Source organism: Achromobacter sp. NPDC008082 (assembly GCF_042957345.1).
Lineage (GTDB): Bacteria > Pseudomonadota > Gammaproteobacteria > Burkholderiales > Burkholderiaceae_B > Achromobacter > Achromobacter kerstersii_A.
On record NZ_JBIBIB010000003.1, the window covers coordinates 726,141 to 745,978 of the forward strand.

Consider the following 19,838-nt stretch of genomic DNA (forward strand, 5'->3'; position numbering starts at 1 on the left):
CGGCCGCGCATTGCGCGGGGCCAAACCCGGAAACCAAGATACGGACGCATAAACGCGCCCGAAACAGGTATTTCCCGGGTTGACGGCGCCAGGGTTCCATGCGGCGGGGACAGATTGAACGAGCTCAGAAAAATCTGAAGAGAATCTCAAGCTCCCATATGAATGAGAAATGCTAAAATCCGCCCGCTGATCCGGTAATAACCGGTATGGGAATAGGGCGAATCAAGTTCGCCTTTTTTTATGCGTTTTCGTGCGGCTCTGGGTGGACACCCCTGGAGTGCGGCAACAGGGATTCCATGTTCGAATTTATTCGCAGCCATCGGCGCTGGATGCAGCTCATCCTGCTGCTTCTGATTGTGCCGTCCTTCTTCCTGGTCGGGATTCAAGGCTATGACAGCTTCATGCGCAAAGAGCCTGAGTTGGCGACCGTCGCCGGCCAGCCTATTTCGCGTGCCGAGTTTGATCAGGCCCACCGCAACCAGTTGGAGCAGATGCGTGCCCGTATGGGCGCACGCTTTGACCCGGCCTTGGTCGACACCCCGGCCATGCGTGAGCGCCTGCTGAACGAGCTGATCAATGCGCGTTTGCTAGCCAACGTTGCCGTCGACAACCGTTTCACGGTGTCTGACGAAACGCTGCGCAACACCATCGCCGCCATTCCGGAAGTGCAGGACAACGGCCGCTTCTCGCCCGAGCGCTATCGCCAGGTGCTGGCGGCGCAAGGCATGTCGCCCACGTCGTTCGAAGCCGGCCTGCGCCGTGATCTGGCGGTTGCCCGCGTGCTGGAGCCCGTTGGCCAGTCGGCCCGCGCGCCCGCTGAAGTGGTGGCCTCGCTGGAAACGGCGTTGACGCAACAGCGTACGGTGCAACTGCGCCGCTTCGCCGCCGCCGACTTCCGCTCGCAAGTCACCGTTACCCCGGCCGACATCCAGGCCTGGTACGACGCCAACAAGCAGCAGCTTCAGATCCCCGAGCAGGTTCAGGTGCAATACCTGGTGCTGGACGAAGCCGCCGCCACGCAGGGCATCCAGGTCAAGGACGAAGATCTGAAGTCCTACTACGAGCAGAACAAGAACCGCTTCGGCCAGCCCGAACGCCGCCGCGCCAGCCACATCATGATCGAGCTGGCCCCCGGCGCCTCGGAAGAGGCTCGCAAGGCCGCTCGTGTGAAGGCCGACGACCTGGCTCGCCAGGCGGCCGCCGATCCGGCGCAGTTTGCTGAACTGGCCCGCAAGAACTCGCAAGACGCCGGCTCGGCCGCCAATGGTGGCGATCTGGGCTGGCTGGCGCCGGGCATGTTGTCCGGCCCGCTGGAAAAGGCCATCTTCAGCCAAGCCAAGGACCAGGTGTCCGGTGTGGTTGAAAGCCCGTCCGGCCTGCACATCATCAAGGTCACTGAAATTCAGCCCGCCGCCATCAAGCCGCTGGCCGAGGTCAAGGACCAGATCACCGGCGAAGTGCGCAAGCAGCTTGCCGCCGTGCATTTCTCGGAAATGGCCAGCCAGCTGAACAAGCAGGTCTATGACCAGCGCGACAGCCTGCAACCCGCCGCCGATGCGGTCGGCCTGAAGCTGCGCACCGCCTCGGGCGTGACTCGCGAAGGCCTGCTTCCCGCCGACAAGGTTGGCCCGGGTTCGGCTGCTGACAGCCCCGATGCCGAAGTGCTGGACAACCCGCGCGTGCGCCAGGTGCTGTTCTCGCCCGACGTGCTGCGTGAAAAGCAGAACTCCGGCGTGATCGAACTGTCACCCGCCATGATGGTGGCCGTGCGTGTCGCCAACATTGAACCCGCGCACATTCCCGCGCTGGACAAGGTCAGCGAATCCATCCGCGCCAAGCTGATGGACGAGCGTTCGGCCGAAGCCGCCAAGAAGGCCGGTGAAGCGGCGCTGGCCGCCGACAAGGCCAACCCGGCCGCAGCGCCGGAAGGCTTCTCGCCTGCCGTGGTCGTGTCGCGCCAAGATCCGAAGGACGTCCCGCAAGCCGTGGTGGACGCCGCCATGCGCCTGCCGTCGTCGCCGCTGCCTGGCTACGCCGGCGTGCAGTCGGGTGTCGACTACACGCTGGTGCGCCTGGAAAAGATCGAAGCCGGTTCGGTGGATGCGTCCGCCAAGGAACGCCTGACGCAGCAGTTGTCGGGTGGCCTGGGCCAAGCCGAAGCGGAAGCGGTCGTGAAGATGCTGCGTGAACAGTACAAGGTGCAAGTGCTGCCCAACGCCGCTGAAGTCATCCGCGGCGAAGCGCCGCAAGCGGCGGGCTGACCCGCCGGGGCCTGCTGATCGGCAGGCCCTAGTTCAGCAGAGGCCGCAACGTCGGCCACACGTTGTCCAGCAATTGCGGCTGGGCGTCCTCGTTCGGATGGATGCCGTCAGCCTGAAACATCGCCCGGTTCGTTGCGATACCTTCCATCAGGAAGGGCACGAGCCGGGCGTTTTCGTCTTTGGCGACCGTAGGAAACAGCTGGGCAAAGCGTTGCGTGTAGTCGCGGCCGTAGTTGGGCGGGATCTGCATGCCCACGATCAGCACTTGCGCGTCCGCCTTCTTGGCGGCTTGCGTCATGGCGCGCAGGTTCTGTTCGGTCATCGACAGCGACAACCCGCGCAAGGCGTCATTCGATCCTAGCTCCAACACCACCACGGCCGGCGCATGCTGGCGCAGCAGCGCGGGCAAGCGCGCCACGCCGCCGCTCGTCGTGTCACCGCTGATGCTGGCATTGACGACCTGGTACTTAGGGTATTGTTCGGAAACCCGAGCGGACAGCAACGGCACCCAACCCGTGCCGCGCTTGATGCCGTATTCGGCGGACAGGCTATCGCCCACCACCAGCACGGTGCGCGACGCGGAACCCTCGGCCGCCGCAGCGGTCTGAGCGTGGGCGGGAAACACCGTGGCGGCGATCGCCAGGGCAGACGTAAGACGCAGAAGGGAAAATAGGCGCATGGATAGCAAGAATTCGATCGAGGTGAAAGGGCTGGGCAAGCGGGTAGCCGATGCCGGCGGGACGCTGTCTATCCTGGAAGGTATTGATTTTACGGTGCAGGCGGGCAGCGCCGTGGCCATCACCGGAAGCTCCGGTTCGGGCAAGTCCACGTTGCTGGGACTGCTGGCAGGTCTTGATGTTCCCAGCATGGGCAGCGTGCACCTGGCCGGGCAGGACTTGTTTGCCCTGGACGAAGACGGCCGGGCGCGGCTGCGCGCCAATCACGTCGGGTTCGTATTTCAGTCATTTCAGCTCTTGCCCAACCTGACGGCGCTGGAAAACGTCATGCTGCCGCTGGAGCTGGCGGGGCAACCCGCGCGCGAAGCCGCGCAGGCCATGCTGGAACGTGTGGGTCTGGGCGCGCGGCTGCATCATTACCCGCGCACCTTGTCGGGTGGCGAACAGCAGCGGGTGTCGCTGGCGCGCGCCTTTGTGGTGCAACCCGATCTGCTGTTTGCCGATGAACCCACCGGCAGCCTGGATGCCGCGACCGGCGTCACGGTCATCGATCTGATGTTCGACCTGCACCGCGAGCACGGCACCACGCTGGTGCTGGTGACCCACGACCCGCAATTGGCGGCCCGTTGCGGGCGCCAACTGGTGCTGGCCGCAGGCAGGATGGTCCAGAACGACTGAGGCGTCCTGGCCAGCCCCTGATTACTTCGACTTCGCGACCGCCTGGTTCCAGGCCGCAACCACCGCTTCATAATCGGTGGCCGCCGCTTCCTGGCTGACCGGGAAGATCTTCACCTTCGCCAGGTCAGGCAGCGTGGTCAGGCTGGCCACCGCGACGTCGGTACGGGTGGGGCGGCGGAAGTTCTTCACCAACTGCGCTTCCTGCGATTCCTTGCTCAGCAGGCCGTCGTACAAGGCCTTGGCCGCGTCCAGGTTCTTGGCGCCCTTGATGATGAACATGCCTTCGGGCGCCAGGTAGCTGCCTTCGCTCGGGTAGACGAGCTTGATCTCTTTCTGGCCGCCCGCCACATATTCCTGCGCCGCATATTCCAGCGTCATGCCCACGGCGTATTCGCCTGCCGCCACGCCCTTGTAGGTGGTGCCGGACGAAGCGGTGATGACGGCGTTGGCCGCGATCTTGTCCAGGCCTTCCTGGCCGAACTGCTTATACAAGCCGTACACCAGCATGTAGGCCGTGCCGCTTTTCGACGGGTCGGTGATGGCGAACTTGTTCTTCCATTGCGGCTGCATCAGATCCGACCACGTGGCGGGCGCGGGCACGCCTTTCAGCTGGCGCTCGTTCACCATCATCACCATGACGTGCACGTTCGTGCCTACCCATAGATCGTCCGGGCCACGGAACTCGGCGGGTATCTTGTCCAGATCGGCCGGGCGATACGGTTGCAGATGCTGGCGGTACGCGCCCAGCGTGCCGAAGCCGCCGCTCCAGAACAGATCGCCACGCGGGTTCTGCGATTCGGCTTCGATACGCTTCATCATCGTGCCCGTGCCGCCGGTGACGGGCTGCACGTTGAGTTTGGGCTGCGTCTTCTTCACCGCATCCAGCGCGGTCTCGATGGTTTCCGTGTTGTTCGACGAGTACAGCACGACGTTCTGGGCGTGCGCGGCGCCGGCGGCAAGCGAGGCGGCCAGGACGCTGGTCTGAATCAGGTGCTTGAGTTGCATGATGAGCCTTTGGGTCGAGAGGGTTATTTGCCGGAAAACAGCTTGATGCGGAATGCTTTGACCGACACGATGATGGGCAGCACGATCACCGTGACCAGCGCCGCGCCATAGGCCGACGCCATGCCGAGCCGCCCGCCGTCAACCTGGCGGAAGATGGCGATGGGCATGGTTTCCAGGCCGCCGCTGTAGGCCACAATGGATGCCGACAGCTCGGAAATCGTGGTCAGCCACATCAGGATGGCGGCCGAGATGATCGACGCCTTCATGGCGGGCAGGATCACCTTGAAGAACGTCATCAGCGGCGACACGCCCAGGCTGATCGACGCTTCCTCGATGGAGTCGGGAATGTTGAACAGCACCGACGACGCGTTGCGCACCGCAAACGGCAGGCGGCGCACCGTGTAGCACAGCACCATGATTCCCGAGGTGCCTGCCAGCACCAGCCAGCCGGTGTTGAAGGTTTGCACCAGCGCAATGCCCAGCACCGTGCCGGAAATGGTCAGCGGCAGCACCACGATGTAGTCCAGCACTTGCGTAAAGGCGCTGCGCTTTTTAATGGTCAGATAGCTGACCAACACCGCGAACGCGACGCCCAGCACAGTGGCCAGCGACGCGAACTTCAGCGAGTTCAAGATCGGTTCAGGCGCGCCATGCAGCGCGCGCTGCATGCTGGCGAGCGACCATTGGCCCCATTGCATGACGGGTCCGCTGGTCTTGGTGAACGCGGCGATGAACACGATGATGAGCGGCAGCATCGACACCAGAATCACGAAGCCCACGCCGCCCGCATACAGCACGGCCGTCCACGAGCGCACGCGCACAGCGGCAGGCGCCCGGCCTTGCGTCATGGTGTAGACCTTGCGTTCCACCACGCGCTTTTGAAAGAACAGCACGATGGCGACGATGGCGATCGACACCACCGACATCGCGCTTTGCAGCGTGGGGCTGCCGCCCATTTCGCTGACGAAGGTGTTGTACGTCATGACCGACAAGAGCGGCACGCGGCTGCCCAGCAGCATCGCCAGCGCAAAGTTGCCGACCACCAGCGTGAACACCACCAGCGCATTGACCAGCACGGCGGGCAGCAGCACCGGCACCAGCACGCGCAGCTTGGTCAACAGCGGCGGCGTACCCAGGCTTAGGCCCGCTTCTTCAAGTTGCCCGTCAAAGCCGCGCAGCGCGGCCAGCACGCCCAGATAGATGTACGTGTAGTAGACGAGCGTCATGGAAAACACCATGCCCGTCCAGCCGTAGAACGACGGCAGCGAAATGCCGGCGTCGCCCAAAAGATTGGTCAACAAGCCGTTGTTACCCAAGAGCAGCAGCCACGACTGGCCCACGATGATCTCGGGGATCACGATGGTCAGCACGGGCAGAATCGCCACCAGATTCTTCAGCGGAAAGTCGTAGCGCGCCACCAGATAGGCGAACGGCACGCCCACCAGCACGGTGCAGGTGGTGACCGCCAAGCCCAGGATCAGCGTATTGCCGAAGGCCTCAAGGTATTGCGAATCGGCCAGCAGGGCGTTGAAGCCTTCCAGCGAAAAGCCGCCGTCCTGGCCGGTGATGCTGTTGCTGAACAGCACGCCCAGCGGATACAGCACGAAGAACAGCAGCAGCACTAAGCTGATTGCGGTCAGGATGCCCCAAGGCCACCATTTGATTTTCATGGCGTGCGCGTCCTCAGGCGTTGACGACGCGGCTGTCGGCGGGGATCAGCACCTGCACGGCTTCGCCCGGCTGGAACTGCGCCACCATGTTGCCCGCATGCAGCTCCACGCGAATCTCGGCGCCGTTGTCCAGCAGAATGCGGTAGGCGGTTTTAAAGCCCAGGTATTGGCGGCGCAGCACCTTGCCGGGCAGCGTGTTGGGCACGTAGGGCGCGGGCGACATCAGCGCCAGTTCTTCAGGCCGCGCGATCAGCACGCCATTGGCGTCCAGGCGCGCGCTGCCTTGCACGCCATCAAACCCCAAGCCGCACAATTCATAACGCACATGCCCATCCGGTGCGCCCTCAAGACCTGTTTGCGCCGGCACCGGAATGACGTTGGCCGAGCCAATGAAGTCGGCCACATACGCGTTGACCGGCGTGCCGTAGAGTTCTTCGGGTGTGCCCAGCTGCGCGATGTTGCCGTGGTCCATGATGGCGATTCGGTCTGACATTGCCAGCGCTTCTTCCTGGTCGTGCGTGACGAACACGGTGGTGATGCCAGCTTCGCGCACCAGGTCCAGAATGACGTCGCGCATTTGCAGGCGCATCTTCGCGTCCAGGTTGGACAGCGGCTCATCCATCAACAGTACGCGCGGCCGGATCACCAGCGCGCGTGCCAGCGCCACGCGTTGCCGCTGCCCGCCGCTCATCTGGGCGGGGTAGCGGTCTGCCAGCGCCAGCAGGCCCACGTTGTCCAGTGCTTCGTTGGTGCGGCGCGTGAGCTCGGCGCGCGCCACGCCGCGCGCCCGCAAGCCATACGCCACGTTGTCAAACGCGGTCTTGTCGGGGAATAGGGCGTAGTCCTGGAACACCATGCCGATGTCGCGGCGGTGCGCGGACACATGCGTGACGTCGTCCTGATCGAACAACAGGCGGCCGCCATCCGGCGCGTAGAAACCCGCAATGCAGCGCAGCAAGGTGGTCTTGCCGCAACCGCTGGGGCCAAGCAGCGTATAGAACGCGCCGTCGGGAATGTGCAGCGACAGATTGCGCAACACCTGCTGCCCGCCGAAAGTCTTGGCGATGCCGTCTACTGTGATCGATGCCATTTCAGTTCCTGCTTAGGTTCCCGGCATCATAGGAACGGCTGTTGCGGTCGACCAGCAGTGTTTTTTAAGACATGGCGTTAGATTTTCTAAGAGGTCGGCGCCGCCGCTATCCCCTAGAATGCGGCAGAACAGAATAGGGCAGGCGCGGACGGCACGGCCACGCTGCCCATACATAAATCACAAGGGTAAACGTGAATAAGAGCAGCACAGACTTGCGCCGCGCCAGCGCACGGGCGGACGCGCGCTGAGATGGCGGGGCCGAGTCTGCCGCCACTGAAGGCGTTGCGCGTGTTTGAAGCGGCGGCGCGTTTGCGCAGCTTCACTGCCGCCGCCGACGAGCTGAGCATTACGCATAGCGCCGTCAGCCAGCAGATCCGCATTCTTGAAGAGTATGTGGGGCAGCCGCTGTTCGCGCGCGAAGCACGTGGTGTTGCGCTGCTGCCGTGCGCGCAAGCGTACTTCCCGGAAGTGCAGGCCAGCCTGGAACGCATCGCGGCTGCCACCGCCAAGCTGAAGTCGCCCGCCTATGGCGGCGTGCTGCGCGTGTGCGCCACACCGTCGCTCACCATGAAGTGGCTGATCCCGCGCCTGTCGACGTTCCAGGCGCAGCACCCGGGTATCGACGTGCAGCTCAGCACGCAGGCGCGGCCATTTCTGGATCGCGGCGGTGACACAAGCAGCGATGTGCTGATTCGCCACGGTTTCATGGCGCATGCCGAATTGGCTTGTGTGCATTGCCTGGATGATTTTCATGTGCCGGTGGCGTCGCCGCGTTTCATCGAACGCAACCGCTTGAACGCGCCGGCCGATTGCCTGGCTCATCCGCTGTTGAAAATTTCCGGCGGCATGGACCACTGGCCGCGTTGGTTCGCCTTGGCCAAGGTGGATGTGCCGCCGCAATTGCCAGGCCCGGTCTTCGACCATCAATTTCTGTGCATGCAGGCCGCCATGAATGACTTGGGCATTGCGCTCGCGCCGTGGTGCTTGCTGGAAGACGATATCCGCGCAGACCGCCTGCGTCCGCTTTTTGCCCAGCCGCACCTGCCCAACGCCGGCATCCATGCGCTCTACCGCCAGGACGGCCCGGCGGCGGCGTCGGCGCAATTGTTCATCGCATGGCTGTGCGCGCAGCAGCAAGGCTTGGCTCATCCCTGAAAGACAAAGGACTCCCCATGTTTCCCTCAGCCATTCCCGGCGTGCAGTGGCGCGGCATCACGCCGCCGCTTGCGTTGTCCCACTACGCCGTCATCGCCTTCGACATGGACTCCACGCTGATCTCCATCGAGACGCTGGACGAAATGGCCGACCTGATGGGCAAGAAAGCCGAAGTCGCCGCGCTGACCGAAGCCGCGATGCGAGGCGACATCGTCGACTACAAGCAAAGCCTGCGAGACCGCGTGGCCTTGCTGGCTGGCATGCCGGAAGCCTTGCTGGATGAAGTCTACGAACAGCGCGTGCGCATCAACCCGGGCGCTGAAACGTTGATCGCCGCATGCAAAGCGGCCGGCTTGACGTGCCTGCTTGTGACGGGCGGCTTCACGTGTTTCACCGACCGCTTGCGGGTGCGGTTGGGGCTGGACGACGTGCGCGCCAACGTGCTTGACATTGCCGATGGACGCTTGACGGGCAAGCTCGTGCCGCAAGCCTGGGGTGACATCTGCGACGGCGAGGAAAAGCGCCGCAAGTTGTTGGAGGTGTGCGCACAACGTGGCGTTGGGCCAGAGCGCGCGATTGCCGTGGGCGATGGGGCGAACGACCTTCCCATGATGCGCGCCGCAGGCTTGTCAGTGGGTTATCACGCCAAACCTGCGGTACGCCAGGAAGTGAACGTGGCCATCGACGAAGGCGGGCTCGATCAGCTGTTGACGCTGATTCGGACAGAAGACGCAAAGTAAGCGCCGCTTTTAGATAAATTTCGGATTGATCCGAATAAAACTTGAGCGTAGTCTGATTGACATTGTTAGGCGTCGCAGGTTACGGCAGACAGCGTTCAGGGAATCGGCACGGCCATGCGCGCCGTGCATGGTTTAAGTTTTTCGCGATGCAGTCGTAATCACTAACAAGAAAGACATTTATTCGTGTCTTTTTGCCAACGACTGGGAGTGATCATGACTATTCGCGTCTCCGTTATTGCCGCCACGATGTCTGTGTCGATGTTGGTTCCGCTGGCAGCCAATGCCGCGGGGGGCACCATTCGGTTTGTGGGCGCCATTGTTGAGCAGACCCGCTGTCAGGTGGGTACGACGGGCCTCTCCGCCCAAGCGATGCCTCAGGTGAATTGCGTGGCGCCGGCAGGCCAGCCCGCCTTGGTGCGTGACAATGTCGTCAAGGTCAGCACCAGAACCTTTACCCCCGAACCCGGCCTTAATGGCGCGCCCGAGCGGCAGCGCCGCGTGGTGACGCTGGAATATCTCTGATGCGCTAACGGCGGCGGGGGGCAGAAGCCCCCCCGCGCTACGTTTGACGCCCGGCGATCAGATCAGGCCGCGAATTTCCACGGCCGGGTCCACATCCGCTTCGTAATCCACGCCGTCTATTTCAAAGCCGAACAAGCGCAGAAAGTCCTGCTTGTAGCCGGCGAAATCGGTCAGCTGATAGATGTTGTCGCTGGTGACCTGATTCCACAGCGCCTGCACCTGTTCCTGCACGCTGGGGTCCAGTTCCTTGTAGTCGGCGCGCAAGCGGCCGTCGGCATCCAGGATGGGCGTGTTGCTGCACAGGCTGTCTTTGTACAGGCCGTAGACCTGTTCAATGCAGCCTTCGTGCGTGCCTTGCGCCTTCATCACCTTGAACAGCAACGACAGGTATAGCGGCATCATCGGGATGGCCGAGCTGGCTTGCGTCACCACGGCTTTCAGCACCGATACGCGCGCATCGCCGCCGCGTGCGGCCAGCTTGGCGCGGATGTCCAGCACCTTTTCATCCAGGTCTTTCTTGGCGGCGCCGATCGAGCCATTCCAATAGATGTCGTGCGTGATCTTTTCGCCCAGGTACGTGAAAGCGGTGGTGGTGGCGCCTTCGGCCAGCACGCCCGCTTCCAGCAATGCGTCGATCCACATCTGCCAGTCTTCGCCGCCCATGACGGCAACGGTGGCGTCGATCTCAGCTTGCGTGGCCGGCTCCAGCACAGACTCTTTCACCACTTCGCGGTCGGTGTCCAGGCCGCGCAGGTTCACGGCCTGGCCGATGGGTTTCAACGTGGAGTTAAAGACCTGGCCCGTCGTCGGGTGCGTGCGGCGCGGGGCGGCCAGGCTGTAGATCACCTGGTCAACCTGGCCCAGATCCGCCTTGATGGCGGCGATGGTCTTTTGCTTGATCTCATCAGAGAAGGCGTCGCCGTTGATGCTCTTGGCATACAGGCCCGCGGCATCGGCCGCGCGATGGAACGCGGCGCTGTTGTACCAGCCGGGCGTACCCGCCTTGGTGGCTTCGGCCGGGCGTTCGAAGAACACGCCCAGCGTTTGTGCGCCACAGCCGAACGCTGCGCTGATGCGCGCCGCCAAGCCATACCCGGTCGACGCGCCCAACACCAGCACGCGCTTGGGGCCGCCGGCTATCGGACCTTGCGCCTTGACGTAGTCGATCTGGTTGTTGACATTGGCTTCGCAGCCGACGGGATGGGTGGTGACGCAGATGAAGCCGCGCACACGGGGCTTGATGACCATGAAGACCTCGCTCGGGGAATTGCCAGATGCCGGGGGCGCCCATGCGCGGATGCGCAAAAAGCGACGAGCATTGTACGGGAGGCCGCCCGAGCGCGCTGGGGCGGCCGCCTGCATCGGGATGCGGTGGATTCAGCGGGCGGCTTGCCGTGCGATGGCCGCGCCGTTCGCCAGGCTGCGGCGCCATTCCACCAGACCAATGCCGATGCCGCTGGCGCAGATGATGGCGATGCCCAGCCAGGTCAGCGGATCAGGGAAATGGCCCCAGACGAGCCAGCCCACCGACGTTGCGCTGATGATCTGCAAATAGATGAAGGGCGCCAGCGTCGAGGCCGGTGCGCGCCGGTAGGCCGCTATCTGGAACAGATGCCCGACACCGCCCGTGATGCCGGTGGAAATCAGCAGGAACCAATCGAAGGCGGACAAGGATTGCAGCACCGGCAAGGCCGCCGGCAGCACGAAGGGCAGGGTGAGCGTCAGGCAGGCCGTGCCTACCGCGCCGCTCCAGATCAGCGATGTGAACGGATCGTCGCCCGCGACACGACGGGTGGCGATGAATTGCGCGGCGAAGCAACAGGCCGTCAGCAGCCCGAAAATGGTGCCAATAGGATGCAGGCCGCCGCCCGGCCGGATGACGATGATCACGCCGATGAAAGCGATGCCGGCCGCGACGAAGCGCGACAGGCGGGCAGGTTCTTTCAGAATCCAGGGCGCCAGCGACAGCACCAGCAGCGGCGCCAGGAAGTTGATGGCGGTGGCCTCGGCCTGCGGAATGTAGCTGAGCGTGGTGAAGAACATCAGCGTGGCCAGGAACATCGAGCCGCCGCGTATCAGTTGTTCGCGCGGGCGATTGCTGCGCAGCACGCCCACGCCCTTGGCGGGCAGCACCAGCGCCAGCACCAGAATCAAATGCACCACGTATCGGAACCAGGACAGCACCAGCAGCGGCACGCCTGCGTTCATCACCCATTTCCCGCTGGCGTCCAGACACGACAGCGTCCACATCGATAGCACCAGCAGCAAAATTCCGACGAGCGGACCGCGGGTGGCGGGCGCGGCGGCTGGCGGGCGACCGGGGGACATGGACAAGCTCCTGGATGGGGGAATGGGCGGCTGCCATAATACGCCCATCGCGCAGGGGAAACAGACCAATCAATGATCGAATTACGCAACATCGAGACTTTTTTCTGGGTCGCCCGCCTGGGCAGCTTCCGCGCGGCCTCGGATAAGCTCAACACCACGCAGCCTGCGGTGTCGCAGCGCATCGCCTCGCTCGAGGCCGATCTGGGCGTGTTGCTGTTCGAACGTGAGGCGCGCGGCGTCAAGCTGACGGCCAAGGGGCACGAACTCCTGTCGCATGCCGAACGCATGCTGCAAGTGCGGCGCGATATGTTCGAAGCAGCCCGCGAACAAAACGTCATGACCGGCACCGTGCGCATCGGTGTGGCGGAAACCATCGTGCAGACGTGGCTGCCGGCGTTGATTGAATTGATCCACGCCACGTATCCGGCGCTGGTGCTGGAAATTGAAGTGGACACCACGCACGTGCTGCGCCCGCACCTGATGGCGCGTCAGATCGATCTGGCCTTCCTGATGGGGCCGGTGCTTGAAGCGCGTGTGGAAAACCTGCCCTTGTGTAGCTATCCGCTGGCCTGGGTCGCCAGCCCCGCGCTGGACCTGGGTCCTGAACCCTTGACTCTGGAACGTATCGGCAAGCTGCCCATCATCACGTACCCGTCTAACAGCGCGCCGTACCGGGTCGTGCGCGACATGCTGACGCGCGCGGGCGTGACGTCGCCGCGCATGTATGGCAGCGCGTCGATGTCGATGGTGGTGCGCATGACGCAGGACTGCATCGGCACCAGCGTCATTGCGCCGGTGTTTCTAGGCAAGGAGCTTGCACGGGGCGAACTGCGCATTCTGCACGTTCAGGCCGACCCCTTGCCCGAGCTGAATTTCACGGCGACGTGGGTGCAGGGGCCGGACAGCCATGCCGTCCGCATCATTGCGCAGATGGCGCAGAAGGTCGCGGCGCAGGCCGAAGGCGGTATTTCGCTCTAGGTGTTTTCCCCTGGATGGGGCGTGCAGCCGCTACGCGCCCATCGGGTGACGCCGCCGAACCGGCCGGGTTCAGCTGCCCGCAAACCCGCGCCAATGCTGGGTCTTGCAAAATTTCGCCGCGCCCGTGCGGCGAGACCCAAGAAAAATTTATACCCCCACATCGCAACTAACGATTGGACGCTGGACGCCCCTGACGATGCAATGGCGTCACATCAATAAGTAGCGCCTGGATACACAGTGCGGGGGAAAAACATGAATTGGCCAACGCTTGACTCCCGTCCCTGAATCCGACATTCCACCCGCGTGCGACCAGGATAACGGGAACCCGCGCGCGATAGACCATCCCGCCAGCCAGGAGTTTTGTCCATGAAGAAGTCTCTTGTTTTCGCCGCCGTCGCCGCCAGCTTGTTGGCCGGCGCCGTCCACGCACAAGATCTGCCCAAGACCCACTTGAAGGTCGTGGGTGGCTTGTCCAACTTGACCGCGTACAACGACTACGAAAAGCCGTTCTGGACCAAGACCATTCCTGAGCTGTCCAAGGGCCAGGTCACGGCCGACATCAAGGGCTTTAACGAAATGGGCCTGAAGGGTCCGGAGCTGCTGCGCCTGATGTCGCAAGGCGTGGTCGAATTCGGCACCGCCACCTTGTCGTACTTCGCCAGCGACAACCCCATCAACGAAGCCATCGACCTGGCCGGCCTGGCGCCGGACGTCAAGACGGCGCGCGCCGTCACCGACGCCTTCGAGCCCGTCTACGCCAAGCTCTACGGCGAAGGCAACAACGTCAAGCTGCTGGGTATTTCGACGTATCCCGCGCAAGTGCTGTTCTGCAATGCAGACATCAAGGGCCTGGCCGACATCAAGGGCAAGAAGGTTCGCACCAGCAGCCGCACCACCGCCGAATTCGTCGAAGCGCTGGGCGGTTCCAGCGTGACGATGGCTTTCGGTGAAGTCGTGCCGGCCTTGCAGAACAAGGTGGTGGATTGCGCCATCACGGGTTCGCTGTCGGGCTACTCGGCCAAGTGGTACGAAGTGTCCACGCACCTGGTTGCGCTGCCGATCAACTGGAACCAGCAGATCCACGCCGTCAACCAGAAGGCCTGGGACAAGCTGGACCCCGCCGTGCGCACGTTCCTGCAAGCCAACGTGAAGACGCTGGTCGACAACATCTGGGAAGCCGCCGCGCGCCAGACCCAGGAAGGCTATGACTGCAACACGGGCGCTGCCGCTTGCCCGTTCCCGGTCAAGGGCAAGATGGTTCTGGTTCAGCCGTCGGAAGCCGACAAGGCGCTGTTGAAGAAGGTTGCGCAAGAAGCCGTGCTGCCGAAGTGGGCCGCCCGTTGCTCGGCTCAGTGCGTGAAGGACTACAACGCCACCATCGGCAAGACGCTGGGCCTGACCGCCAGCAAGTAAGCATTGCAGCGCGCCGCCGCCCGATGCGGCGGCGCGGTGTCTGGCTTGTCATTAAGGGTTTACGTCCGATTAAGGGCCTATGTCCGACTAAGGGCGTATGTCCGACTCAGGGCTTATGTCCCATTAATGGCTTCTGTCCAATTGCGGACGCAGGTCCGCAGAGGTTCCACTCATGACCCAAACCGAACACTTCCGCCTGCTGGGCGGCCTGTTGCGGCGCGCCGAGAGTTTTTCGCGCGCCGCTGTATGGGCCGGCGGCGCCTTGACGGTGGCCAGCGTGCTGCTGATCTCCTTTGACGTTCTGGCCCGCAAATTCCTGGGCTTCAACACCGGCGGCGCGGACGAACTGTCCAGCTACGCCTTCGCCATCAGCACCTCATGGGCGCTGGCGTTCGCCACCTTGCAGCGCGCCAACGTGCGCGTTGACGTGCTTTACCAATATTTGCCGGTGCGCCTGTCGGCCGTGCTGGACTGGATTTCCATGGTCGCCATGGCCGTCTTCATGGTGTTCCTGACGTACTACGCCTACGACGTGGTGCAGACCTCATGGGCGCAGAAGTCCGCCGCCAACACGCCGCTTGCCACCCCGTTGTGGATTCCGCAGGGCTTGTGGATGTTGGGCCTGGCCTGGATGTGCATCACCGTGGCGTTGATGCTGGCGCGGGCGTCGGCCGCGCTGGTCACCGGTGACATCGAGCTGGTCAAGCAGATCTGCGGCGTGCGTTCCGCGCAGGAAGAAGCTGACGAAGAAGCCGCCGCGGGCGAGCGCATGGTGAAGGGAGAAGCGGCATGATTTCCACCGCATTGACGTTGTTGCTGGTGCTGATCGGCCTGTCCATTCCCGTGGGCGCGGCGCTTGGCGTATTGGGTCTGATCCTGGACCCGCTGTTTTCGATGCTGCCGCTGTCGCGCGCCATCGGTGAGATCTCCTGGAGCTCGAACAACGAGTTCCTGCTGGTGGCGATTCCGCTGTTCATCATGCTGGGCGAAGTGCTGCTGCGCGCAGGCTTTGCGGAACGCATGTATGGCGCGATGAGCCTGTGGCTGTCGTGGCTGCCGGGCGGGCTGATGCACGCCAACATCGGCGCCTCGACGCTGTTCTCGGCCACCTCCGGTTCCAGCGTGGCTACCGCGGCCACGGTGGGTACGGTCGCCATTCCGCAGATCCGCAAGTATGGCTACAACGAGCCGCTGTTCCTGGGCAGTTTGGCCGCAGGCGGCACGCTGGGCATCCTGATTCCGCCGTCGATCAACCTGGTCATCTATGGCGTGCTGACGAATTCGTCGGTGCCCAAGCTGTACCTGGCGGGCATCATCCCTGGCTTCGCCATGGCCGCGTTGTTCATGTTGACGGTGGTTATCGCTTGCGTGGCCAAGCCGTCCTGGGGCGGTAAGAAGATCCATGCTACGTGGGGCCAACGCTTCGCCAGCCTGGTGCATCTGGCGCCGCCGATGGGCATCTTCTTCCTGGTGGTGGGTTCCATCTACGCGGGTCTCGCCACGCCGACGGAAGCCGCTGCGCTGGGCGTTCTTGGCGCGTTCATCCTGGCCGCCTGGTTCCGCCGGCTGACGTGGACGATGCTGCGCGAAGTGATGGAAGGCACGATGCGTTCCACGGCGATGATCATGCTGATCGTCATCGCAGCCAGCTTCCTGAACTTTGTGATGTCGGCTACCGGCCTGACGGATGCGCTGACCACGTCCATCACCGGCCTGGGCCTGTCGCCCGGCTGGATGCTGCTGATCGTGGTGATCTTCTACCTGGTGCTGGGCTGCTTCATGGAAACGCTGTCCATGATGATCACGACGATTCCGATCGTTGCGCCCATCATGATCGCGCTGGGCTACGACCCGATCTGGCTCGGCATTGTGATCATCATCCTGGTCGAAGCCGCGTTGATCACCCCGCCCGTGGGCCTGAACCTGTTCGTGGTGCAGAGCCTGCGCAAGGCCGGTTCCATGAGCGCCGTCATCGTGGGCAGCCTGCCGTTCGTGTTGGCCATGTTTGTGATGCTGGCCCTGCTGGCGTTCTGGCCTGATCTGGCGCTGTGGCTGCCGCGCGCCTTTGGTTGAACTTCATTTGCTTGATTTGGGTGCGGCCCCCGTGCGGCCGCACCGTTTTCCACTCATAAATTCGCAGGACTGATATGAAAGCCGTATTCAATCTCAACGACGCCAATCCCCGCCAGGTGGAAGTGGACTTCAACACGCTGATCGTGGCCGGCTGGGCGGGCCGCGATATCGCCGCCATCGAGCATCACATCGAAGAACTGGCCGCCATTGGCGTGCCGCGCCCGACCAGCGTGCCGCTGTACTACCGCATCGCCGACAACCAGCTGACGCAAGCCGAACACGTGCAGGCCGTGGGCGAAGAGTCGTCGGGCGAAGTGGAAACCTTTGTGTTCGCCGTGGACGGCGAGATGTACGTCAGCATCGCTTCCGACCACACCGACCGCAAGTTGGAGACGGTCAGCGTCGCCATGTCCAAGCAGGTCTGCGTGAAGCCGGTGGCCACCGAAGCCTGGCGTTTGGCCGACGTGGCCGACTACTGGGACGAATTGGTCATCCGTTCGTACATTGTTGAAAACGGCGAAAAGGTCTTGTACCAGGAAGGCCCGCTGTCCACCCTGCGCACGCCGCAAGACCTGATCGCCGGCTACACGGGCGGCGCAGCGGTCTTGCCGCAAGGCGCGGGCATGACCTGCGGCACCGTGGGCGCCATTGGCGGCATCCGCGCCGCGGCCGACTTCACAATGGAACTGTTCGATCCGCGCCGCCAACGCACGATCAGCCACCGCTATCATGTGGAATCGCTGCCTGTCGTCGCCTGATTCCGATCGCGCACGGCATTGAACAGCCGGCGCGTTCCCAGGGGGGGCGCGCCTGTTCGCACTTTTTACGCCGCTAGTCGGCACGAGGACAATGATGGTTTCGACCTTGAATGAACTGACCTTGGCCCTGAGCGAGGGCCGCACCAGCTCCGTCGAGCTGACCGAAGCGGCGCTGGCGCGCGCGCAGGACGCCGCGGGCGAGGGCGCCCGCGTGTTCACCAAGCTGTACGCCGAGTCGGCGTTGGCCCAGGCGCGCGCCTCGGACACGCTGCGCGCGGCCGGCATCGTCCGCTCGGCGGTGGAAGGCTTGCCGATCAGCATCAAGGACTTGTTCGACATCGAAGGCGAAACCACGATGGCCGGCTCGGTCGCCCGCGAAGGCGAACCGGCGGCCGACGCCAATGCCGAAGTCGTGCAGCGTTTGATCGCGGCCGGGGCCGTCATCATCGGCCGCACCAACATGACCGAATTCGCGTATTCGGGCCTGGGCATCAACCCGCACTACGGCACGCCGCTCAATCCTTATGACCGCAAGACCGGCCGCATTCCGGGCGGCTCGTCCTCGGGCGCGGCGGTGTCTGTCGCCGACGGCATGGCCGCGGCCGGCATCGGTTCGGACACGGGCGGCTCGGTGCGCATTCCGGCCGCGCTGTGCGGCTTGACGGGCTTCAAGCCCAGCGCCTGGCGTGTCTCGATGACGGGCGTGCTGCCCTTGTCGGCCAACCTGGATTCCATCGGCCCCATCGCGGCCAGCGTGCGCTGCTGCGCCGAGCTGGACGCCATTCTGTCGGGTGACGGCGGCCCGGTGCCGGAAGCCATGCCGCTGCGCGGCCTGCGTCTGGCAGTGCCGACCACGCTGGCGCTGGACGCCATGGAAAAGCACGTTGCCGACACCTTCGCCGCCACGGTCGCGCGCCTGAAGGAAGCGGGCGCGCTGGTCGATGAAATCGCCATCCCCGAATTTGCCGAGCTGGGCAACATCAACAGCAAGGGCGGCTTTACCGCCGCGGAAGCGTGGGCCTGGCACCGCGGCCTGATCGCGCGCGCCGGCAAGCGCTACGACCCCCGCGTGGTGTCGCGCATCATGCGCGGCCAGGACATGAGCGCTGCGGACTACCTTGACCTGCTTGACGCGCGCGAAGCGTGGGTGGCGGCGGTGGACCACCGCATCGCCGGCTACGACGCCCTGATCATGCCGACGACGCCCATCGTGGCGCCCGCAGTGGCGGACCTGGCCGCATCCGATGACGCCTACTACGCCGCCAACGGCCTGATTCTGCGCAACCCCACGCTGATCAACTTCCTGGATGGCTGCGCCTTGTCGTTGCCGTGCCATGCCGAAGGCACCGCGCCGGTAGGCCTGATGATCGCCGCCAGCAATGGCGCCGACCGCCGCGTGCTGGCTATCGGCCAAGCGGTGGAAGATCTGCTGGCGGGCCGCTGACGGGCAGGGCGCGCGTCGGGCGCGGCGGCGACCCCGCGTGCGCCTGACGCGACGTGATGGCTGCATTCCGATAGCTGCATTCTGATGGCGGCAGGGGCCGCACGGCGGTGTCATGATTGATCTGCGCAACATCGAGACCTTCTTTTGGGTCGCCACGCTGGGCGGGTTCCGGGCTGCGGCGGAAAAGCTCAATGCCACGCAACCCGCCATTTCCCAACGCATTGCGTCGCTGGAATCGGATCTTGGCATCCGCCTGTTCGACCGCGACGCGCGCGGCATCAAGCTGACGGGTAAAGGGCGCGAGCTGCTATCGCACGCCGAACGCATGTTGCAATTGCGCCGTGACATGCAGGAAGCCGCGGCCGCCAAAAGCGTGATGAGCGGCACGCTCAGGCTGGGCGTCTCGGAAACCATCGTCCACACGTGGCTGCCCACGCTGATGGAATACTTGCACGACGCCTATCCCGCCTTGATGGTCGAAATTCAGGTCGACACCACGACCATGTTGAAATCGCAACTGGCGTCGCGTCAGATCGACCTGGCGTTTTTGCTGGGCCCGATGGAAGAGCCCCGCATCGAAAACCTGTATTTATGCAGCTACCCCTTGAGCTGGGTGGCCAGCCCCAAGCTGAAGGTGGGGCGCCAGCCGATCAGCCTGAAGCGGCTGGCGGAGTGGCCTGTTATCACCTATTCGTCAACGACCGACCCGCATCGCGCCGTGCGTCTGCTGCTGCAACAGGCTGGGGTAGAGTCGCCGCGCATGTACGGCAGTTCGGCGCTGAGCGTTATCGTGCGCATGGCGCAGGACGGCATCGGCACGGCGGTGATTGCTCCGGTGATTCTGCACAAGGAACTGGCCCAAGGCGAGTTGCGCATTCTGGAAGTGAAAGCGCCGGCCTTGCCCCCCTTGCACTACACGGCATGCTGGATGCAGGGGCCAGACAGCCAGATTCCGCGCGTGGTGGCCGAAGCGGCACAACAAATTGCGCGTGAAGAAGCCATGCGCCATCCGGCAAAACCCTGATAAGTAATTCTGATCGGGGTCT

General features: G+C 63.8%; 18 protein-coding genes. 12 read left to right on the top strand and 6 right to left on the bottom strand.

All coding sequences use genetic code 11. The annotated features are described in order from the left end of the window. Nucleotides 1–296 precede the first annotated feature (296 nt). Complete coding sequence (locus tag ACFZAI_RS15455) at nt 297–2,261, top strand: SurA N-terminal domain-containing protein (protein ID WP_391567681.1); 1,965 nt, start codon at nt 297–299, stop codon at nt 2,259–2,261. Between the two features lie 28 nt (nt 2,262–2,289). On the opposite strand, the gene ACFZAI_RS15460 is transcribed toward ACFZAI_RS15455, so the two are convergent. Then, nucleotides 2,290–2,940 carry an arylesterase gene (locus tag ACFZAI_RS15460; protein WP_391567682.1) on the bottom strand — a complete coding sequence of 217 codons (651 nt, stop codon included), beginning with the start codon at nt 2,938–2,940 and terminating at the stop codon, nt 2,290–2,292. Here ACFZAI_RS15460 and ACFZAI_RS15465 point away from each other — a divergent pair. Further along, nucleotides 2,939–3,616 (top strand): ABC transporter ATP-binding protein, encoded by a 678-nt coding sequence (locus ACFZAI_RS15465; protein ID WP_054421812.1) that lies wholly within the window; start codon nt 2,939–2,941, stop codon nt 3,614–3,616. The two genes, ACFZAI_RS15460 and ACFZAI_RS15465, sit on opposite strands and share 2 nt — an antisense overlap. Nucleotides 3,617–3,637: 21 nt before the next feature. Here ACFZAI_RS15465 and ACFZAI_RS15470 read toward each other — a convergent pair whose 3' ends face one another. The 3 genes from ACFZAI_RS15470 to ACFZAI_RS15480 are packed head-to-tail and all read right to left on the bottom strand — an operon-like array spanning nt 3,638 to nt 7,381. Beyond that, entirely contained in the window at nt 3,638–4,621 is a 984-nt protein-coding gene (locus tag ACFZAI_RS15470; RefSeq protein ID WP_391567684.1) for an ABC transporter substrate-binding protein, read from the bottom strand. Between the two features lie 23 nt (nt 4,622–4,644). Next, nucleotides 4,645–6,291: an ABC transporter permease gene (locus ACFZAI_RS15475; RefSeq protein WP_391567685.1), complete on the bottom strand. Its 1,647-nt coding sequence runs from the start codon at nt 6,289–6,291 to the stop codon at nt 4,645–4,647. 13 nt (nt 6,292–6,304) lie between these two features. Beyond that, entirely contained in the window at nt 6,305–7,381 is a 1,077-nt protein-coding gene (locus ACFZAI_RS15480) for an ABC transporter ATP-binding protein (protein WP_391567686.1), read from the bottom strand. Between the two features lie 249 nt (nt 7,382–7,630). On the opposite strand from ACFZAI_RS15480, the gene ACFZAI_RS15485 reads away from it, so the two are divergent. From ACFZAI_RS15485 to ACFZAI_RS15495, 3 genes are all read left to right on the top strand, one after another. Then, entirely contained in the window at nt 7,631–8,536 is a 906-nt protein-coding gene (locus tag ACFZAI_RS15485) for a LysR substrate-binding domain-containing protein (protein ID WP_391567687.1), read from the top strand. Nucleotides 8,537–8,553: 17 nt separating this feature from the next. Continuing rightward, entirely contained in the window at nt 8,554–9,276 is a 723-nt protein-coding gene (gene serB, locus ACFZAI_RS15490; protein ID WP_391567688.1) for a phosphoserine phosphatase SerB, read from the top strand. 213 nt (nt 9,277–9,489) lie between these two features. Beyond that, the gene (locus tag ACFZAI_RS15495; RefSeq protein WP_391567689.1) at nt 9,490–9,798 is read left to right on the top strand and encodes a hypothetical protein; all 309 of its coding nucleotides are present in this window, start codon (nt 9,490–9,492) and stop codon (nt 9,796–9,798) included. Between the two features lie 57 nt (nt 9,799–9,855). Here ACFZAI_RS15495 and fabV read toward each other — a convergent pair whose 3' ends face one another. Together fabV and ACFZAI_RS15505 are read right to left on the bottom strand one after the other, a co-directional pair. Further along, the gene (gene fabV, locus ACFZAI_RS15500; protein ID WP_391567690.1) at nt 9,856–11,046 is read right to left on the bottom strand and encodes an enoyl-ACP reductase FabV; all 1,191 of its coding nucleotides are present in this window, start codon (nt 11,044–11,046) and stop codon (nt 9,856–9,858) included. 129 nt (nt 11,047–11,175) lie between these two features. After that, entirely contained in the window at nt 11,176–12,126 is a 951-nt protein-coding gene (locus tag ACFZAI_RS15505) for a DMT family transporter (RefSeq protein ID WP_391567691.1), read from the bottom strand. A gap of 72 nt (nt 12,127–12,198) precedes the next feature. On the opposite strand from ACFZAI_RS15505, the gene ACFZAI_RS15510 reads away from it, so the two are divergent. From ACFZAI_RS15510 to ACFZAI_RS15540, 7 genes are all read left to right on the top strand, one after another. Then, the gene (locus tag ACFZAI_RS15510) at nt 12,199–13,104 is read left to right on the top strand and encodes a LysR family transcriptional regulator (RefSeq protein ID WP_391567692.1); all 906 of its coding nucleotides are present in this window, start codon (nt 12,199–12,201) and stop codon (nt 13,102–13,104) included. Nucleotides 13,105–13,470: 366 nt separating this feature from the next. Further along, the gene (locus ACFZAI_RS15515) at nt 13,471–14,517 is read left to right on the top strand and encodes a TRAP transporter substrate-binding protein (RefSeq protein ID WP_391567693.1); all 1,047 of its coding nucleotides are present in this window, start codon (nt 13,471–13,473) and stop codon (nt 14,515–14,517) included. Between the two features lie 172 nt (nt 14,518–14,689). Continuing rightward, nucleotides 14,690–15,310 (top strand): TRAP transporter small permease subunit, encoded by a 621-nt coding sequence (locus ACFZAI_RS15520; RefSeq protein ID WP_391567694.1) that lies wholly within the window; start codon nt 14,690–14,692, stop codon nt 15,308–15,310. Further along, complete coding sequence (locus ACFZAI_RS15525) at nt 15,307–16,590, top strand: TRAP transporter large permease (RefSeq protein WP_391567695.1); 1,284 nt, start codon at nt 15,307–15,309, stop codon at nt 16,588–16,590. Before ACFZAI_RS15520 ends, ACFZAI_RS15525 begins: the two co-directional genes overlap by 4 nt. Before the next feature lie 74 nt (nt 16,591–16,664). Further along, nucleotides 16,665–17,348, top strand: a complete 684-nt coding sequence (locus tag ACFZAI_RS15530) for a DUF2848 domain-containing protein (RefSeq protein WP_391567696.1) — start codon at nt 16,665–16,667, stop codon at nt 17,346–17,348. Between the two features lie 94 nt (nt 17,349–17,442). Next, the gene (locus tag ACFZAI_RS15535) at nt 17,443–18,792 is read left to right on the top strand and encodes an amidase (protein ID WP_391567867.1); all 1,350 of its coding nucleotides are present in this window, start codon (nt 17,443–17,445) and stop codon (nt 18,790–18,792) included. Nucleotides 18,793–18,904: 112 nt separating this feature from the next. After that, complete coding sequence (locus ACFZAI_RS15540) at nt 18,905–19,816, top strand: LysR family transcriptional regulator (RefSeq protein ID WP_391567698.1); 912 nt, start codon at nt 18,905–18,907, stop codon at nt 19,814–19,816. The last annotated feature ends 22 nt before the right edge of the window (nt 19,817–19,838 follow it).

Excerpts from the sequence above, each read along its gene's own strand:
- ACFZAI_RS15455 (WP_391567681.1), top strand. The coding sequence starts at position 297 with ATGTTCGAATTTATTCGCAGCCATCGGCGCTGGATGCAGCTCATCCTG.
- ACFZAI_RS15465 (WP_054421812.1), top strand. The coding sequence starts at position 2,939 with ATGGATAGCAAGAATTCGATCGAGGTGAAAGGGCTGGGCAAGCGGGTA.
- ACFZAI_RS15460 (WP_391567682.1), bottom strand. The coding sequence starts at position 2,940 with ATGCGCCTATTTTCCCTTCTGCGTCTTACGTCTGCCCTGGCGATCGCC.
- ACFZAI_RS15470 (WP_391567684.1), bottom strand. The coding sequence starts at position 4,621 with ATGCAACTCAAGCACCTGATTCAGACCAGCGTCCTGGCCGCCTCGCTT.
- ACFZAI_RS15475 (WP_391567685.1), bottom strand. The coding sequence starts at position 6,291 with ATGAAAATCAAATGGTGGCCTTGGGGCATCCTGACCGCAATCAGCTTA.
- ACFZAI_RS15480 (WP_391567686.1), bottom strand. The coding sequence starts at position 7,381 with ATGGCATCGATCACAGTAGACGGCATCGCCAAGACTTTCGGCGGGCAG.
- ACFZAI_RS15485 (WP_391567687.1), top strand. The coding sequence starts at position 7,631 with ATGGCGGGGCCGAGTCTGCCGCCACTGAAGGCGTTGCGCGTGTTTGAA.
- serB (WP_391567688.1), top strand. The coding sequence starts at position 8,554 with ATGTTTCCCTCAGCCATTCCCGGCGTGCAGTGGCGCGGCATCACGCCG.
- ACFZAI_RS15495 (WP_391567689.1), top strand. The coding sequence starts at position 9,490 with ATGACTATTCGCGTCTCCGTTATTGCCGCCACGATGTCTGTGTCGATG.
- fabV (WP_391567690.1), bottom strand. The coding sequence starts at position 11,046 with ATGGTCATCAAGCCCCGTGTGCGCGGCTTCATCTGCGTCACCACCCAT.
- ACFZAI_RS15505 (WP_391567691.1), bottom strand. The coding sequence starts at position 12,126 with ATGTCCCCCGGTCGCCCGCCAGCCGCCGCGCCCGCCACCCGCGGTCCG.
- ACFZAI_RS15510 (WP_391567692.1), top strand. The coding sequence starts at position 12,199 with ATGATCGAATTACGCAACATCGAGACTTTTTTCTGGGTCGCCCGCCTG.
- ACFZAI_RS15515 (WP_391567693.1), top strand. The coding sequence starts at position 13,471 with ATGAAGAAGTCTCTTGTTTTCGCCGCCGTCGCCGCCAGCTTGTTGGCC.
- ACFZAI_RS15520 (WP_391567694.1), top strand. The coding sequence starts at position 14,690 with ATGACCCAAACCGAACACTTCCGCCTGCTGGGCGGCCTGTTGCGGCGC.
- ACFZAI_RS15525 (WP_391567695.1), top strand. The coding sequence starts at position 15,307 with ATGATTTCCACCGCATTGACGTTGTTGCTGGTGCTGATCGGCCTGTCC.
- ACFZAI_RS15530 (WP_391567696.1), top strand. The coding sequence starts at position 16,665 with ATGAAAGCCGTATTCAATCTCAACGACGCCAATCCCCGCCAGGTGGAA.
- ACFZAI_RS15535 (WP_391567867.1), top strand. The coding sequence starts at position 17,443 with ATGGTTTCGACCTTGAATGAACTGACCTTGGCCCTGAGCGAGGGCCGC.
- ACFZAI_RS15540 (WP_391567698.1), top strand. The coding sequence starts at position 18,905 with ATGATTGATCTGCGCAACATCGAGACCTTCTTTTGGGTCGCCACGCTG.